Below are 14,294 nucleotides of genomic sequence, written 5' to 3'. Positions count from 1 at the left end.
GAGCCGGCGATAGGATGTCCGGCGTGATCGACCAGATGCGCGTCCTCGTGGTAGTGCCCGCATGGAACGAGGAAGCCGCACTCCCCGGAGTTCTCGACGAGCTGACCCGTACCCTGCCCGGTGTCGAGGTCCTCGTCGTGAGCGACGGATCGACGGACAGGACCTCGAGAGTTGCACGAAGCCATTCCGTGATGCTTCTCGACCTTCCCGTCAACCTCGGCGTCGGTGGGGCGATGCGCGCCGGCTACAAGTTCGCCCACCGGAACGGTTACGACGCCGCCGTCCAGCTCGATGCGGACGGACAGCACTCACCTTCCGACGTCCCACGGCTCCTGGCTCTCCTGAACGACGGCGAGGCCGACGTCGCGATCGGGGCCCGTTTCGCCGGCGAGGGCGACTACTCCGTCCGCGGCCCGCGTCGCTGGGCCATGGGCCTGTTGTCGGTGATCCTCTCCCGGGTCGCAGGTACGACCTTGACCGACACCACGTCCGGCTTCAAGGCATCCAACCGACGGGCCATCGCGCTCTTCTCCCGGGACTACCCGGCCGAGTACCTCGGAGACACCGTGGAGTCCATCGTCATCGCCTCTCGTGCCGGACTCCGCGTCCGCCAGACCGGAGTCTCGATGAGACCCCGTGCGGGAGGCGTGCCGTCGCACCATCCTGTGAAGGCCGCCATCTTCCTCGGACGCGCAGCGCTCGCGCTGGTCATCGCCCTGTCGCGCCCGGTTGCCGTCGTCCCGGACGCATCGTGAGCGGCTACGCCTTCGCACTGGCCTCGTGCCTCGTCCTCGTCCTGTCCCTCCTGGTGCTCCTGCGTCGTCGGCGGCTCCGCGAGAAGTACGTCGCCATCTGGCTCCTCCTTGCGGTCGGTGTGTGCGTTTTCGGGGCTTTTCCCGCGCTGGTCACCGCGCTCGCCACCGCTGTCGGTGTCGAGACTCCCAGCAACCTGCTCTTCGCCCTCGCACTCATGGTGCTGCTGATCGTCTGCGTCCAGCTCAGCACCGAGATCACCTCGCTCGAGGAGGAGACCCGGACGCTCGTCGAAGAGGTCGCCATGCTGAGACATGACGTCGACGAGCTGAGGCGACAGCCCGCGAGCCGCATCGGCACCCAGGAGACCGATGATGTCGACTGAGGTCACGGAGAGCTCCAACAGATCCACCTTGCACGTCGCCGTCGGGCTGGGAGTCTTCGGGGCCGCGCACTTCGTCTTCCTGGCACTCGCCGGACGTGACCTCGGCCCTGCCGGCACTGCTCCTGTCTCGGTCGCATGGACCCTGTTGAACGCGATCGGGATCGGCCTCTTCCAGCCCGTCGAGCAGGAGATCGCGCGGAGGCTCTCCGCTGCGCGTGCCGACGGCGCGGCGAGCGGTCAGGTCACCCGCGTCTTGCGATATGTCGGCCTCGCGATCCTCACCGTCGTGGCTCTCGCGCTCGTCGGCTACCAATGGCTGGCAGACGGGCCGCTGGCTTCAGGATCGATGGTCCTGGTCGTCGTCCTTGGCCTTGGCGCCCAGGCGTTCGCCTACTACGCGCGAGGGATCCTGGCCGGTACCGGGCAGTTCCGTCGCTATGGGGCCCAGCTCGCCGTCGACGGTGGCTTGAGGATCATCCTGTCGTTGGCACTTTTCGTGACCGGCGCCTCGTCCCAGGTCGCCTATGCCACGATCCTGGTCATCGCTCCGCTCGTCGCCACGTTGATCACGGTCCGTCCCACCACCCTGATTCGCCCGCTGCGGGCGCGCCCCCTGGCCGAAACGACCGAGAGCCCACTCGGGGGGCTCGTCGCGGCTGCCCTGTCGAGCCAGCTCCTCGCCAACATGGGACCGATCGCGATGGCGGTCCTTGCCGGCGCCAGCCAGCAAGATCTCAGCGGGCGTTTCATCGCGGCAGTGACGATCGCTCGCATTCCACTCTTCCTCTTCACCCCCGTCCAGGTCGTGGTGCTTCCGGCGCTCGCCGCGATCGTCGTTCGTCACGACTGGCCCGCGTACCGGGCGACCATGCGCAAGACACTCCTCATCTCCGCAGCACTGGCGACCGTCGGCACGCTGGGCGTGGCCGTCCTCGGTCCGTGGGCACTCAGTGTGGCCTATGGACCTGCCTTCACCATCGGGACCTCGACGCTGGTTCTCATCGCGGTGTCAGGTGGACTCTTCATGCTCGCACAGGCCTACGCCCAGTCGCTGATCGCCCACCACCGCGAGCGACTCATCGCCATCGGTTGGGGAATCGGACTGGTCATCGCGTGCGCGACGCTCGCCGTCGACATCGAGCTGTCCCTCAGGGTCGCGCTTGCCCTGTGCACCGGAACTGGCGCGGCACTCGTCACGCTCCTCCTCGGCGAACGCAAGATCGTCCGGATGTGGCGTGACGAATCTCCGGTGCCCCCTCAGCGCTAGCCCAGTACACGGGGCCACGTCGGCTCGACGGGGCCCCGTCCGATCGAAAGCCAGGCATGCCTCACCACACGCGTACGCACCCCTTCCGGTCCGCGCTGCGGCTCGTCACGCCCAGTGGCTCGCTGACACCCCGGGCGGCGTTCTGGTGGGCCTTCGCCGCCTACTTCCTCGTGAGCTCCCTATGGGCGATCAGCAACCCGATCATGGCGTCGGCCGACGAGCCCTCGCACGTGGTGAAGGCTGCCGCAACGGTGCGTGGGGCCGAGGACATCTCCCCTGACGGAGCCAGCACCGGTACCGGATGGGTCGAGCTACCCAGCCTCTACGCCCAGCTGGCGCGGTACGCCGACTGCATCATGTTCCAGAGCGGAGCCTCGGCCTCCTGCCAGCCGACGCTCGAGGGAGACCTGAGCGCGCCGCAGGAGATCGACTCGTCAGCCATCAACTACAACCCGGCTTACTATGCGGTGGTCGGACTTCCTGCGCTCCTTCCCGGCGGCGGTGAGCACACTCTCTACCTGATGCGCCTCATGAACGCACTGGTCTGCGCGGCGATCATGGGACTCGCAGCGCGGACCGTCGCCGAGCTGCCGCGCCGACGATGGCTCGGACTCGCCCTCCTGCTCCCCCTCACGCCGACCTTCGTGAATCTGACGGGCGCTGTCAACCCTCAGTCGTTCGAGGTGACGGGTGCCGTGCTGCTCTGGCTGTCGTGCCTGGCGATCGTCCGCCACCCTGCACCCGATCTGCTGAACAGGCGAATCGTCCGGATAGTCCTCGCCACGGCCCTCGTCGCACTGCCCAGGAGCCTGGGGCCGCTCTGGGTGGCGCTGATCGTCGTGATGGTCGTCGTGAGCACAGGATGGCGCCCCGTGGTCGACGCGGTACGACACCGGAAGGCGATCTGGGGAATCGCCGCTTGTGTCGCAATCTGCGCGGCCGCCAGCTTCTGGATCCTCAATGCCAATGCCGTGCCACAAGGTCCAGGTGGCCCCGGCATCACGCAGCGCGAGGCGATCCTGCGCACCCTCGGCGACACGAGCACCTACCTGCACCAGATGCTCGCCGCGCTCGGCTGGTTGGACGTTCCCATCCCCGGGTGGCTGCACATGACCCTGGCCGGCACGATCCTGACCGTCGCGATCCTCGCTTGGGCCGTCGGTCTGAACCGCGACAAGATCGCTATCGCTGCCTCGGCAGTGCTCGTGGTGCTCATCCCCATCGCTGCACAGGTGCCGCTGGTGGAAGACGTCGGTTACTACTGGCAGGGAAGGTACACGTTCCCGATCGCGTTCGGGGTGATCCTGCTCGCCGTCTTCGCGCTCGCCGAGCGCAGTGACGGGCTTCCCCCCTGGTTCGTGCGCCGGACGACCTGGACCATCGGCCTCTTGTTCGCCGTTGCGAACATCTCCGTCTTCGTGGTCAACCTGCACCGCTACGTCAACGGAGCGTGGGGCGGGTGGTTCAAGACCGATGCCGCGTCGTGGACTCCCCCGTTGCCGATCCTCGTCCTGGTCGTCGCTTACGGAGTGGCGTGGTTCGCCCTCGTCGTGGTCGCTCAGCGTGTGGCCGGGGAAGACGCTGTCCGATCGTCGTCGCCGAGCACCAGTGCGACGACCGTCTCGCTCGAGGCGACCGCGCCACGTTGATTCCAGCCTATTGATCGGGCGGTAGATCGATGGCGCTCTGTGGCGTCAACGCGTCCAGCAGCACGTCCAGGGCCCCGGGGCTGCCCACTCGGCCCCCCTCCTCGGTCGTCCGTAGTACTTTCAGTCCATCCGTCCCAGCGAAATGTCGTCCCCGATCGCCGGGACCCGGTCTGTACCGCGTCGCCGCGCACGTCACCGAGGACATGACAGGCACGTCACGCTCGGTCACCCACGCACGCCCCCTCGGGCTCGAGGTGGCGTGCGTTGGGTAGCCCGTGCACGGCGGCGGCGTCCGGCATCACTGACCCGACGCGGAACCCATCAGCTGAGGTCGGCGCCTCGCGGGATCGAGTCGACCGTGGTCGAGGCCACCTCCCAGTAGATCGGCGCCGCACCGCCGAACGCACCGACATAGGCAGTCCAGGTCTTCGCCCACCGGCGTTGCCCGTTCTGAAGAATCCAGATCTCCGGCGAACTGGTCGACTTGAGGGCCACAGCCCTTCCGCCGGTCGACTGCGGGGCGAACGCCGACACGAGGTTCGCCGACCAGGTGGACGTAGCAGTCGATGGGGCGAACTTGCCCGAGTGTGTGACATCGAGCAGCCCCCCGGACGTGAGCACGAAGTTCTGCGACGTCCCCGAAGCCAGGACCAGCCCGCTCACCGCCGAGGTCGTCGGCACGCGTCCCACGCTCTGCCCATCGAGGCTCCCTCGGGGGAGCGTCCTCAGCGCGGAGTCGACCACGAGCGACGGTGTCAGCGCGGCAGCTCGTCCGTCGACATGGAGCATCGCGTTCGAGCTCGAGCGCTGCTGGACGATCACCCGTTCCCTGATGATCGGCGCGCCGTATGGCAGTGCGCCGATACCCTCCTCGCTCAGCACATTGTGCAGCGACGGCAGACCCTGCGCGGTCAGTGAGGCCGCGTCGAACGCCTCACGGCGGGTTCCTCCCGCTACGTAGAAGAGCTTGCCGTTGGTCGTACCGTAGGCCGAGGTCAACTCAGGGCCTTGCGACAGGAGCGACCACTGGGCCGCGGACAGGTTGACGAGGTCGCCGCACGATCCCCCGTAGTCGGCGACCATCTGACACGAGGGTGCCCGGAGCCGGTAGTTCGAGTCCACGAACGCGACGACACCGGAGCCGGGGTCTCGGACGAAACGCTTCAGCGAGGGGCCGGTGGAGAGATAGTTGAGATAGACGTCGGGAGCGTCCTGAATCCGCCCCAGCCGCGAGAGCGAGGTGAGGACCGCGCCGGAGGTCACATGATGCTTGGTGGCCCCCACGACGAGATACACCTCCGGTCGCGCCGGGGACTTGACGAAGGCCCCGGTACCGACGCCGTAGATCGCTCCGTATCTGGCCTGTTCCGCTTTGACCCTTTGCCTGATCTCGGCCTGCCGGACCCAGAGGCTCTGCCCAGGGCACGAGGTCGCCGCCACGTCCCGGTGCCCGATGATCGTCGGCAGGACTTTCCCGTTGACACTCATCGTCCCGCCGGCGTCGATCCCGAGCAACGACATCTTCCACGCCAGGATCCTCACCACGGCTGTGACTGCCTCGTTGCTGACTGTCGCTTCCTGGTAGTTCCCGAGGACTGAAACCCCGAAGGTCTGGGAGTTGTAGCTCGTGGTGTGGGCGCCGATCGTCTCCAGCTCCACCCCTCCGGCACGCCCTTCCCAGACGCGTCCGAACTTGTCGACCAGGAAGTTGTAACCGATGTCGCCCCAACCACGAGTCTGAGAATGGTACGCGTAGATTCCGCGGATGATAGCTGGGACATCCCCGGGGCCGTAGTTGTTCGTACCGGCGGTGTGGTGAACGATCGCGCCGCGAAAGTCCCCCTGCGAGGGACTCCACCTCATCAGCGACTCGTCCGCGCCCCACAGTGCCCGCGAGACGAAGTCGGGCGCGCCGTTGCTGCCCATCGAGGCAGCGAGGGTCGCTTGCACCTCTCCGGACCTTGAAGCGTCTGCCACACTGGCGCGTACCGGTGTCGCACGCGAGGCAGGGTGGACCGCTGCCGCGCGCGCGTCCATGTCTGACACACCGGGATCGATGACCGTCAGCCGGGGGTCAAGGAGGTCGACCATGCCCGTCGGGGTGATCCGGGCTTCCACCCGGTCGACACGTCCGATCGCAAAGGGCGCCGTCCCGGTCCGTCCCGCCTCGGGACCGCCACCGGTGGGGTCGTCGACCTCGAGGTCCTGCCATCCAGACCACTCGGACGCGGTCTGAGTTCGCACCTCGATCCGCGGCACAGCATCACCTGCCCACGTGACACCGACGGTTGCGAAGCCCTCCACGTCGGACGCGGCGACAAGCGTGCGCGGGGCCGTTCCGAAGGTGGTTGTCCCCGAGGTCGCGCCGCTCCTGGCCGACGCCTCACTTCCTGCAGCGAAAGAGACCTCGGCGAAGACAGGGGCGGGTGGCTCCGGCACGGCGGCAGATATCGGTGCTGAGACAGAAAGGGACACGGGCTCAACACCGGTTGCGCCTACCGGAACCAGCGCCCCCGGCAGAAGGAGTCCAGCGGATGTCAACAGGGCGACGATGGCGGTCCGGAAACGCTTGGGCATGATTACCTCCGGTCAGGGGCCACACGATCAGGAGAAACCGTCGCTTGGTCGTCCCTGTCCCGTGTTCTCCTCTGACACGCTACCGGCGCATCGTTGCGTTCGTCGTTCGACGCGCATGCGATGCGCCGGCATCGATACCGGAGTCCTGCTACTGACCGCTCGCGGCGTACTTCTCCTCGATGGCAGCCTTCGCCGGGCGCCACCACTGCTCGTTCTCGCGGTACCAGTCCACAGTGGCACGGAGCCCGGAATCGAACTCGGTGAACTGCGGCACCCAGCCAAGCTCGTCCCGGAGCTTGCTCGAGTCGATGGCGTAACGAAGATCATGCCCCGGCCGGTCGGCTACCAGGTCGAAGTCGTCGCCATCCCGGCCGAAGATCTCGAGCAGGCTGCGGACAACTTCGAGGTTGTTCTTCTCACCGTCCGCTCCGATCAGATAGGTGTCACCGATCTTCCCGGCCTCGATGATCCTCCACACCGCCGAGTTGTGGTCGTGCACATGGATCCAGTCACGGACGTTCTCTCCGCTGCCGTAGAGGCGAGGGCGAATCCCATCGATCAGGTTGGTGATCTGACGAGGGATGAACTTCTCGATGTGCTGATACGGCCCGTAGTTGTTCGAGCAGTTGGAGATCGTTGCCTGGACCCCGAAGGATCGCGCCCATGCGCGGACGAGCAGGTCGCTCGACGCCTTCGTCGACGAGTAGGGGCTCGACGGGTTGTAGGGGGTCTCCGCCGTGAAGCGCTCAGGGTCGTCCAGCTCGAGGTCGCCGTACACCTCGTCGGTCGAGATGTGGTGGTACCGCACGCCGTGCTTGCGGACCGCCTCCAGCAGGGTGAACGTCCCGATCACGTTCGTCTGCACGAACGGCCACGGGTCCTTGAGGGAGTTGTCGTTGTGTGACTCCGCCGCGAAGTGGATGACGACGTCCGCATCGGCCACGAGGGAGTCGACGACCTCTGCGTCGGCGACATCGCCCTGCACGAACTCGATGCGGTCACGAACGGCGGCGAGCGACGAGACGTCCCCCGCGTACGTGAGGGCGTCCAGCACCACGACATCGACGTCCGGACGTTCCTGGACGGTCTGGTGGACGAAGTTGGCGCCGATGAAGCCGGCGCCACCGGTAATGAGAGCCTTCACAGGACCCCTCCGAGTAGATCTGACAACGACCAATCAATGTACTGCATGACGTTCTCGCGCTTCCCCTTCGTCATTTTGCGGACCGGACCCGCAGCCCGATGTCCTCGTCCGTGACCGCGACTCCGGAGGCCAGGGTCCGAAAGACCCGCCGGTCGATCTCCGGCCAGATCGTCGAGCGGAAGCGCAGGTCCCGTGCCTGCTGGCGCGCGTGCGGAGAGGAGGCGAGGACGACCCGCGGTGCTCGCTTGAAGATCCGACGCATCTCCCCGAGCAGCATCGCGATCGACACCGACTGCTGGGACGCGATGATCTTGATCACCGGGCCAGAGTCGTCGACCAGCTGCTCGCGACGCTCTACCATGTCCATGATCATCGCCGCACAGTCGTCGACGAAGACGTAGTCTCGCAAAGTGTCGAGCGAGACGTATACGCCGATCGGTCGAGCTGTGTGGTGAGCCAGGCAGAGCTGGGAGATGAGCCCCTGAGGCTTGCCAAGGTCCTGACCCGGCCCGTAGATGTTCGCGATACGCCCGACCAGGACGTGAACATCTACGTCCGACAGCCGTGCGAGAGCAGCCTCCGCCTGCAGCTTCGCGTGACCGTACGGTGCGAGCGGTGACGGAGAGGTGGCTTCGCTGAAAGGCGGCTCACTGGCACCGGCGTACACCCCCCCGGCCGACGAGGCGTAGAAGAAGGTCGTCCGCGACCGGTCCTCGGCCCCCATCCTCGCGACGACGTCGAGGAAACTGTCAAAGACGGCCAGTTCCGCGTCCAAGACCTCTTGAGGGGTCGCCGTCACACCTGCGCCAGCGCACCACAGGATCCGCAACGGACCGGCGCCCGTCGTGCGCGCCTCGTCGAGAGCGGCCGAAAGATCCTTCGCTGCATCGTCGGGATCGCTCCACCGGACACGTGCCGGTACGACGATCGCACCGCGCGCTGCCGACTCCTGAAGCACTGCCCGACCGAGGAGACCCCTCGCACCGACCACCAATGAGGTAGCCCGCTCTGCGGTGCTCAAGAGCGCTGCACCCGCTTCCCGAGGGGACCGTTCCTCGGGTCGGAGACGATGAGGTACAGCGGCTTGCCCATCGCTTGGTTGACGGCTACACCGATGTACTCGGCAACGACGCCCAGTGAGAAGAGGATCGCCCCGCTCGTCAGGAGGATGACGACGATGAGCGACGTCCAGCCCGAAGGTACGTCCTCGCCTGCGATCTTGTTCACCGTCAAGAAGACGGCCATGATCACGCCGATCACCCCGAGGATCACCCCGAGGACGCTCACCAGCCGAAGTCCCCTCGTGCCGCTCGAGAGGACCATCCGCCAGAAGTGGGAGAGCAGACGACGATACGAGTACCCGGACGCCCTGTCCTCTTCGCGCAGGGTGATCGGCGCCGTCGTGACCTCGCCCGCCACCCACCCGAGGGCGACATCAAGATAGACGCCCGAGCCAGCGTACGCAGCGACCGATCGGCCGATCTCTCCCAGGACGAGCCGGTAGCTCTGGTAGATCGACGTGTCTGCACCGCCCATGACGCCGGCTATGAGGCGCTTCGACGTCCGGGACGCCGCGTTGCGCACGGCGCCGTGCGGTGCGGGGTTGCGCGGCGCACCGTAGACGACCGTGGCGCCGGCATCGAGAGCTGCGTCGAGCAGGTCCGCCATCTCACGGGGATCGTGCTGCCCGTCCTCGTCAAGAGTGACGATCCAGTCGCCTCCTGAGGACGCCATCCCTGCAAGGGTCGCGGCGTGCTGTCCGAAGTTCCGGCTCAACCAGACCGGGCGCACGTACGGATACACGGCGGCAAGGTCGCGGATCGTCTCGTCGGACCGGTCCGGACCGTGGTCATGGACGAGCAGGACCTCGCTCACGACGGCGTCGCGCCCGCCCGTCGTCACGAAACCGCTCGACAGCGAGTCGATCTCCGCGAGGAGGGCGGGGAGCGTCTTGGCGCCTTGATAGACGGGGATGACGACTGACACACGATGGATCGATCCCGAGGATTCTGGCGTTGTCACGCGCCCGACTATAGTCGGTGCAGATCGGGTCCCCGGCACGCTCACGACGGTGCCCTCCCGGACCACAACGTGACGAGAAGCGAGACATTGAGCCCAGACACGACCGTGACCACGGAGGCCCCGGCAGAAGCGCTCGACTCGGCCCCTCCGGCCGGGATGCACGGGCCGCGCGGGCCGTTGTTCCGCATCATCCGCGATCAGCGGGTGGCCTTCCTAGTCGTGGGAGCCTTCAACACCGTCCTGGGTACGGCCTGGTTCATCGTGTTCGAGCTTCTGCTCGGGCCGCGGTTGGGCGCCTACGGGTACATGGCCAGCCTCGTGTGTGCCCACGTGGCCGCGGTTCTGTGCGCCTTCGTGCTCTACCGCCGGTTCGTCTTCCGCGTCAGAGGACAGGTCTGGCTCGACCTCGCCAGGTTCGAGGTCGTGAACCTCAGCTCGCTCGGCATCAATCTCCTGGCCCTGCCACTGTGCGTCGAGGTGCTCGGCCTGCCCCCGATCCTCGCCCAGCTCCTGATCACCTTCGTCACGGCGCTCGTGAGCTACTTCGGCCACAAGGGCTTCTCCTTCCGGCGCGGGAGCTCCGCAGCGTCGGCTCCACCACGACTCCGCCCCGAAGAAGGAAGTACCCCATGAAGCCCCGCGTGTCCGTCGTCGTCCCCGCCTACAACAACGGCGAGTACATCGGAGCGACGATCGAGTCGATCCTGAACCAGACGTTCGCCGACTTCGAGCTCATCGTGGCCGACCATGCGTCGACGGACGACACCGTGGCGGTCGTCGAGCGCTTCGCCCACGACCCTCGCCTGACCCTCGTGAGCACGGAGGCGGGAGGTGGCGCACGACGCAACTGGAACCGTGTGAGCCAGCTCGCCACGGGTGAGGTGATCAAGCTGGTGTGCGGGGACGACCTCATCCATCCCCGGATGCTCGAGCGACAGCTCGCAGCGCTCGACGCCGGCGGCGAGCGTGTCAAGCTGGTGGCCTCCCAGCGCGACCTGGTCGACGCACGCGGCAAGGAGTTCGTCCGGTCGCGCGGTCTGGGGCATCTGGAGGGCCAGGTCGGCGGAGCGGAGGCGCTGCGCGCGACCGTCCGTTCCGGTGGGAACATCTTCGGCGAGCCGGCGTGCGTCATGATGCGGACGGAAGCGCTCGAGAAGGCCGGCTGGTGGCAGGACCTGCGCTACTACATCGACGCCGGCTCGTACGCGCACGTCCTGGTGCAGGGCGACATGGTCGCTCTGCGGGAATCGCTCGCCTCGTTCCGCGTCAGCGCTTCCCAATGGTCGGTCCGGCTCATGCGCCAGCAGGCCGCCGAGGCCGCGGAGTTCCACCGCGTAGCACAGTCGCTCGCTCCAGACACCATCACCAGGGGGGACGTCCGGCTCGGCGACGTCCGCGCCGAGCTCCTTGCCGTCCAGCGACGCCTGGCCTACCTCGCATTGGGCAAGCGGATGAAGCCCCTCGACGACTGACACGCCGAGGTTCGATCAACATGACGACCCACGCGCCCTTCCCTGACATAGCCTGACTCTCATCCAGGCTGTCCAGGTAGGAGGAGGTCGACAGTTGCTCACTCTCACACCACGTCGTGCCGGAATCTCCCTCGTGCTCGCCGGAGCGCTGGCTGTCGGCGGCTGCGCCTCGGACCCCGGGAGCGCGCCGCCCAGAGATGCTTCCGAGACCGAGGGGTCCACCGCAGGCTCTCCGCCCGTCGAACCGTCACCCGGGGCCTCGGCACCGTCGACCGACCTCGAGGTCTCGGGAGAGGACCGGACCAGCTCGGATGGGAGGTCGAAGGTCGTCCCGTCGGTCGCCTTCGCGGGCGTCGTGGACGAGCGCATGGAGATCAATGCACTCGTTCCCGAGATCGTCGAGAACTCAGGCACCTGCGTCGCTGAGCTCACGTCCGGGGACGCGACACGGTCCACCTCCGGTGCTGCTCAAGCTGACGCGACGTCGACCTGGTGCACTCCGCTGAGTCTGCCGATCTCCGACCTTGCCCCGGGCACCTGGGTGGGCACCGTGACCTACTCGTCCTCGTCCTCGTCGGGCCAGTCGGAACGGTTCGAGGTCGTGATCCCGTGATCGCCTCTCCTGCCAAGGGACGAGTTGATCGCGCGATAGGCGCCATCCTGACCGTGTCGCTCGCCGTCGTCCTGATACTCGCGCTGACTGCACCTGCTCCCCCTGCGGCTGCCGCCGACGCCGGCAACTTCCAACCGGGGAACATCATCTCGGACTCCGTCTTCCAAGACAGCGCTGCGATGTCCCAAGCTGAGATCCAGTCCTTCCTCAACACTCGCGGTGCGAACTGCGTGGCCGGTGAGAAGCCCTGCTTGAAGGACTATCGGGAGACGACACGCACTCGGCCGATCGAGGCGGGCTACTGCTGGCCCTACAGCGGGGCGAACAACGAGTCGGCCGCCGCGATCATCACCAAGGTCTCGCAGGCATGTGGAGTCAGCCCCCGTGTGCTGCTGGTCATGCTGGAGAAGGAAAACAGCCTCGTCACCAGGTCACGGCCAACGACGCGCAACTACGACGCGGCAATGGGGTTCGGCTGCCCGGATACGGCTCCCTGCAACACCGAGTACTACGGGTTCAGCAATCAGGTCTATCGTGCCGCTCGACAGTTCCTCGTCTACCGAGCCAATCCGACTCGCTACGGATATCAGGCCGGCAGGACGAACAACATCCTGTTCCATCCCAACGCGGCCTGTGGAACTTCGCCGGTGTACATCCAGAACCAGTCGACGGCTGCGTTGTACATCTACACGCCCTACCAGCCGAACAACGCCGCCCTCGCCAACCTGTACGGGACCGGGGACTCCTGCTCGTCCTACGGGAACCGGAACTTCTGGCGTCTCTTCACGGACTGGTTCGGTTCGACGTCCTCCGGGACTTCCCTGGTCCGGAGCGCGTCGGACGCCACCGTCTACCTCGTCTCCGAGAACACGAAGTACCCGATCACCGACTGGCAGCTCTACCTCACGTTCCTCGAACGCCTGGGGCCGCTCGGGTCGGCCTCCGACGAGTTCCTCGCGAGCCGCACGACCGGCGATCCTCTGTCTCGTATCGTCCGCGACTCGGGCGACGGCGGCATCTACCTGATCGCTGACGGACAGCGCTTCCACTTCCCGAGCTGCGCGGTCGTCGCCGCGTGGGGAGGCGGGGCCTGCACTCGGTACTCCACGCTGTCGAGCGCGCAGGTCAGCTCCTTTCCTCGGGGCACGACGCTCTCGGACCTCGTCCTGTCGAGTCATGGGGCACTGTTCTGGCTGACCGCTGGGGTCAAGCGTGAGGTCATGAACGGTTCACTCGTGTCGAGCACGGGGGCAGCGGGCCCACAGACGACGCTCCCCACGAGTGTCTTGGCCCACCTTCCGTATGGGCAGCCGGTCCTTCCTGCCGATTCCATGGCCGTAGCACGCGAGACCACCGCGCCACGATGGATGACCCAAGGTGGCACGAGGTTCGCCGTCCCGGCAGATGCACAGTCACAGACGGCCCTCCGCGACATCCCGGCAGGCATGCTGGACGGGCAGAGCATCAACGCCATGCCCGTCGGTGCGCCCTTCGGTGGAAAGGCTGCCGACTCGTCAGGTGCCGAGTACCTCCTCACGGTGACGGGCCTACTCCCGCTGTCAGGAGTCGAGGGAGCGGTGCCGGGGACTGCAACGACGTTCTCTGCGGCCTCTCTCGCTCGCTTTCCGCTGCTTCCTGCCGCGACCGCTCCAGTGTTCGCGCGATCTGTGGAGCGCTCCGAGGTCTATCTGCTGGAGAACGGCGTGCGTCGATGGGCGCGGACCTGGGACGATCTCGTGGCAGTCGCGGGAACCGCTGCACCGCGAATCGTCACGGTTCCCCAGTCCACCTTGGATGCCATCCCCTTGGCGGGTCTGGCGATCCCGGCAGGGACACTCATCAAGGCCGACGGTAGGCCCGAGATCTACCTCGTGGACGGATCGGCCAAGATTCACCTCGAGTCGTTCGTGGAAGCGCACGAGATCGGCCTCTCGAGCTGGAGGACGGTCGACACAGCGACTGTGAACGGATACCGCGGAACCACATCGCCCCTTTCGTCCGTGATCACCTGCGGCCCGAACCGGTTCGTCGGGCAGCGAGGAGTGCTCATCCCACGTCGTCCCCTGGAGGCCGACCCTGACGCGCTTCCCGTGACCCCGCTCACCACCCGCACGTGCGAAAGGCTCAAGACGTCCTCTGAGCCTGCCCGGACTGGTCCGGTGTTCGTCAAGGGTTCCGGGTCCACCGTGTACTCCGTCGGGAGTTCCGGCAAGATCGCGGTCCCGACCTGGGATGCCTTGCTCGCACTCAACTCGCCTCACGGGACACCGTTGATCGCGACGATCAACGACGCCGCTTTGTCGCGGATCCCCTGAGACAAGCTGACGTAGCCTCACACGTCGGCTCCGGCGCGCCAGACCACCCGGCAGCCTCCCGTCGGGAGATACGTGAAAAGCCGTCCGAGTCCTATAC

At 66.7% G+C, this 14,294-nt stretch carries 12 protein-coding genes; 8 read left to right on the top strand and 4 right to left on the bottom strand.

Annotated elements, in window-relative coordinates; translation table 11 throughout:
* Positions 1-14: 14 nt before the first annotated feature.
* Genes ASE27_RS03940 through ASE27_RS03925 form a run of 4 tightly spaced genes read left to right on the top strand, consistent with a single transcriptional unit; the run spans position 15 to position 4,054 of the window.
* On the top strand, positions 15-755 hold the full coding sequence (locus tag ASE27_RS03940; RefSeq protein ID WP_056646014.1) for a glycosyltransferase family 2 protein: 741 nt from the start codon (positions 15-17) through the stop codon (positions 753-755).
* Entirely contained in the window at positions 752-1,138 is a 387-nt protein-coding gene (locus ASE27_RS03935; protein ID WP_056646010.1) for a DUF2304 domain-containing protein, read from the top strand. Before ASE27_RS03940 ends, ASE27_RS03935 begins: the two co-directional genes overlap by 4 nt.
* Positions 1,128-2,405 (top strand): lipopolysaccharide biosynthesis protein, encoded by a 1,278-nt coding sequence (locus ASE27_RS03930; protein WP_162259213.1) that lies wholly within the window; start codon positions 1,128-1,130, stop codon positions 2,403-2,405. Before ASE27_RS03935 ends, ASE27_RS03930 begins: the two co-directional genes overlap by 11 nt.
* Positions 2,406-2,461: 56 nt before the next feature.
* A complete protein-coding gene (locus tag ASE27_RS03925) occupies positions 2,462-4,054 on the top strand; it encodes a DUF2142 domain-containing protein (RefSeq protein ID WP_056646004.1) in 1,593 nt (530 codons plus the stop codon).
* Positions 4,055-4,375: 321 nt separating this feature from the next.
* On the opposite strand, the gene ASE27_RS03920 is transcribed toward ASE27_RS03925, so the two are convergent.
* From ASE27_RS03920 to ASE27_RS03905, 4 genes are all read right to left on the bottom strand, one after another.
* Complete coding sequence (locus tag ASE27_RS03920; protein WP_082608474.1) at positions 4,376-6,631, bottom strand: N-acetylmuramoyl-L-alanine amidase; 2,256 nt, start codon at positions 6,629-6,631, stop codon at positions 4,376-4,378.
* 148 nt (positions 6,632-6,779) lie between these two features.
* A complete protein-coding gene (gene rfbB / locus ASE27_RS03915; protein WP_056645998.1) occupies positions 6,780-7,775 on the bottom strand; it encodes a dTDP-glucose 4,6-dehydratase in 996 nt (331 codons plus the stop codon).
* A gap of 70 nt (positions 7,776-7,845) precedes the next feature.
* Positions 7,846-8,766 (bottom strand): NAD-dependent epimerase/dehydratase family protein, encoded by a 921-nt coding sequence (locus ASE27_RS03910; protein ID WP_255354693.1) that lies wholly within the window; start codon positions 8,764-8,766, stop codon positions 7,846-7,848.
* Positions 8,767-8,792: 26 nt separating this feature from the next.
* A complete protein-coding gene (locus tag ASE27_RS03905; protein WP_235535339.1) occupies positions 8,793-9,797 on the bottom strand; it encodes a glycosyltransferase in 1,005 nt (334 codons plus the stop codon).
* Positions 9,798-9,884: 87 nt separating this feature from the next.
* Between ASE27_RS03905 and ASE27_RS03900 the strand changes: the two genes are divergently transcribed.
* The 4 genes from ASE27_RS03900 to ASE27_RS20115 all read left to right on the top strand — a co-directional run bounded on the left by ASE27_RS03900 (position 9,885) and on the right by ASE27_RS20115 (position 14,197).
* Positions 9,885-10,430 carry a GtrA family protein gene (locus tag ASE27_RS03900; RefSeq protein WP_235535338.1) on the top strand — a complete coding sequence of 182 codons (546 nt, stop codon included), beginning with the start codon at positions 9,885-9,887 and terminating at the stop codon, positions 10,428-10,430.
* Complete coding sequence (locus tag ASE27_RS03895) at positions 10,427-11,269, top strand: glycosyltransferase family A protein (RefSeq protein WP_056645988.1); 843 nt, start codon at positions 10,427-10,429, stop codon at positions 11,267-11,269. The genes ASE27_RS03900 and ASE27_RS03895 overlap by 4 nt, the downstream gene beginning before the upstream one ends.
* A 367-nt stretch (positions 11,270-11,636) precedes the next feature.
* Positions 11,637-11,882, top strand: coding sequence for a hypothetical protein (locus tag ASE27_RS20120; protein WP_157257364.1), 246 nt, complete (start codon positions 11,637-11,639; stop codon positions 11,880-11,882).
* A complete protein-coding gene (locus ASE27_RS20115) occupies positions 11,879-14,197 on the top strand; it encodes a hypothetical protein (RefSeq protein WP_157257363.1) in 2,319 nt (772 codons plus the stop codon). The genes ASE27_RS20120 and ASE27_RS20115 overlap by 4 nt, the downstream gene beginning before the upstream one ends.
* The last annotated feature ends 97 nt before the right edge of the window (positions 14,198-14,294 follow it).

This window comes from Oerskovia sp. Root918 (assembly GCF_001428945.1).
Classification (GTDB): domain Bacteria; phylum Actinomycetota; class Actinomycetes; order Actinomycetales; family Cellulomonadaceae; genus Oerskovia; species Oerskovia enterophila.
The sequence above is the reverse complement of the archived record's forward strand: the minus strand, read 5'-3'. Positions and strand labels throughout refer to the sequence as shown.

Bases quoted from the DNA above. Each gene is read 5' to 3' on its own strand.
- ASE27_RS03940 (WP_056646014.1), top strand. From the start codon at position 15: ATGTCCGGCGTGATCGACCAGATGCGCGTCCTCGTGGTAGTGCCCGCA.
- ASE27_RS03930 (WP_162259213.1), top strand. From the start codon at position 1,128: ATGTCGACTGAGGTCACGGAGAGCTCCAACAGATCCACCTTGCACGTC.
- ASE27_RS03925 (WP_056646004.1), top strand. From the start codon at position 2,462: ATGCCTCACCACACGCGTACGCACCCCTTCCGGTCCGCGCTGCGGCTC.
- ASE27_RS03920 (WP_082608474.1), bottom strand. From the start codon at position 6,631: ATGCCCAAGCGTTTCCGGACCGCCATCGTCGCCCTGTTGACATCCGCT.
- ASE27_RS03895 (WP_056645988.1), top strand. From the start codon at position 10,427: ATGAAGCCCCGCGTGTCCGTCGTCGTCCCCGCCTACAACAACGGCGAG.
- ASE27_RS20120 (WP_157257364.1), top strand. From the start codon at position 11,637: ATGGAGATCAATGCACTCGTTCCCGAGATCGTCGAGAACTCAGGCACC.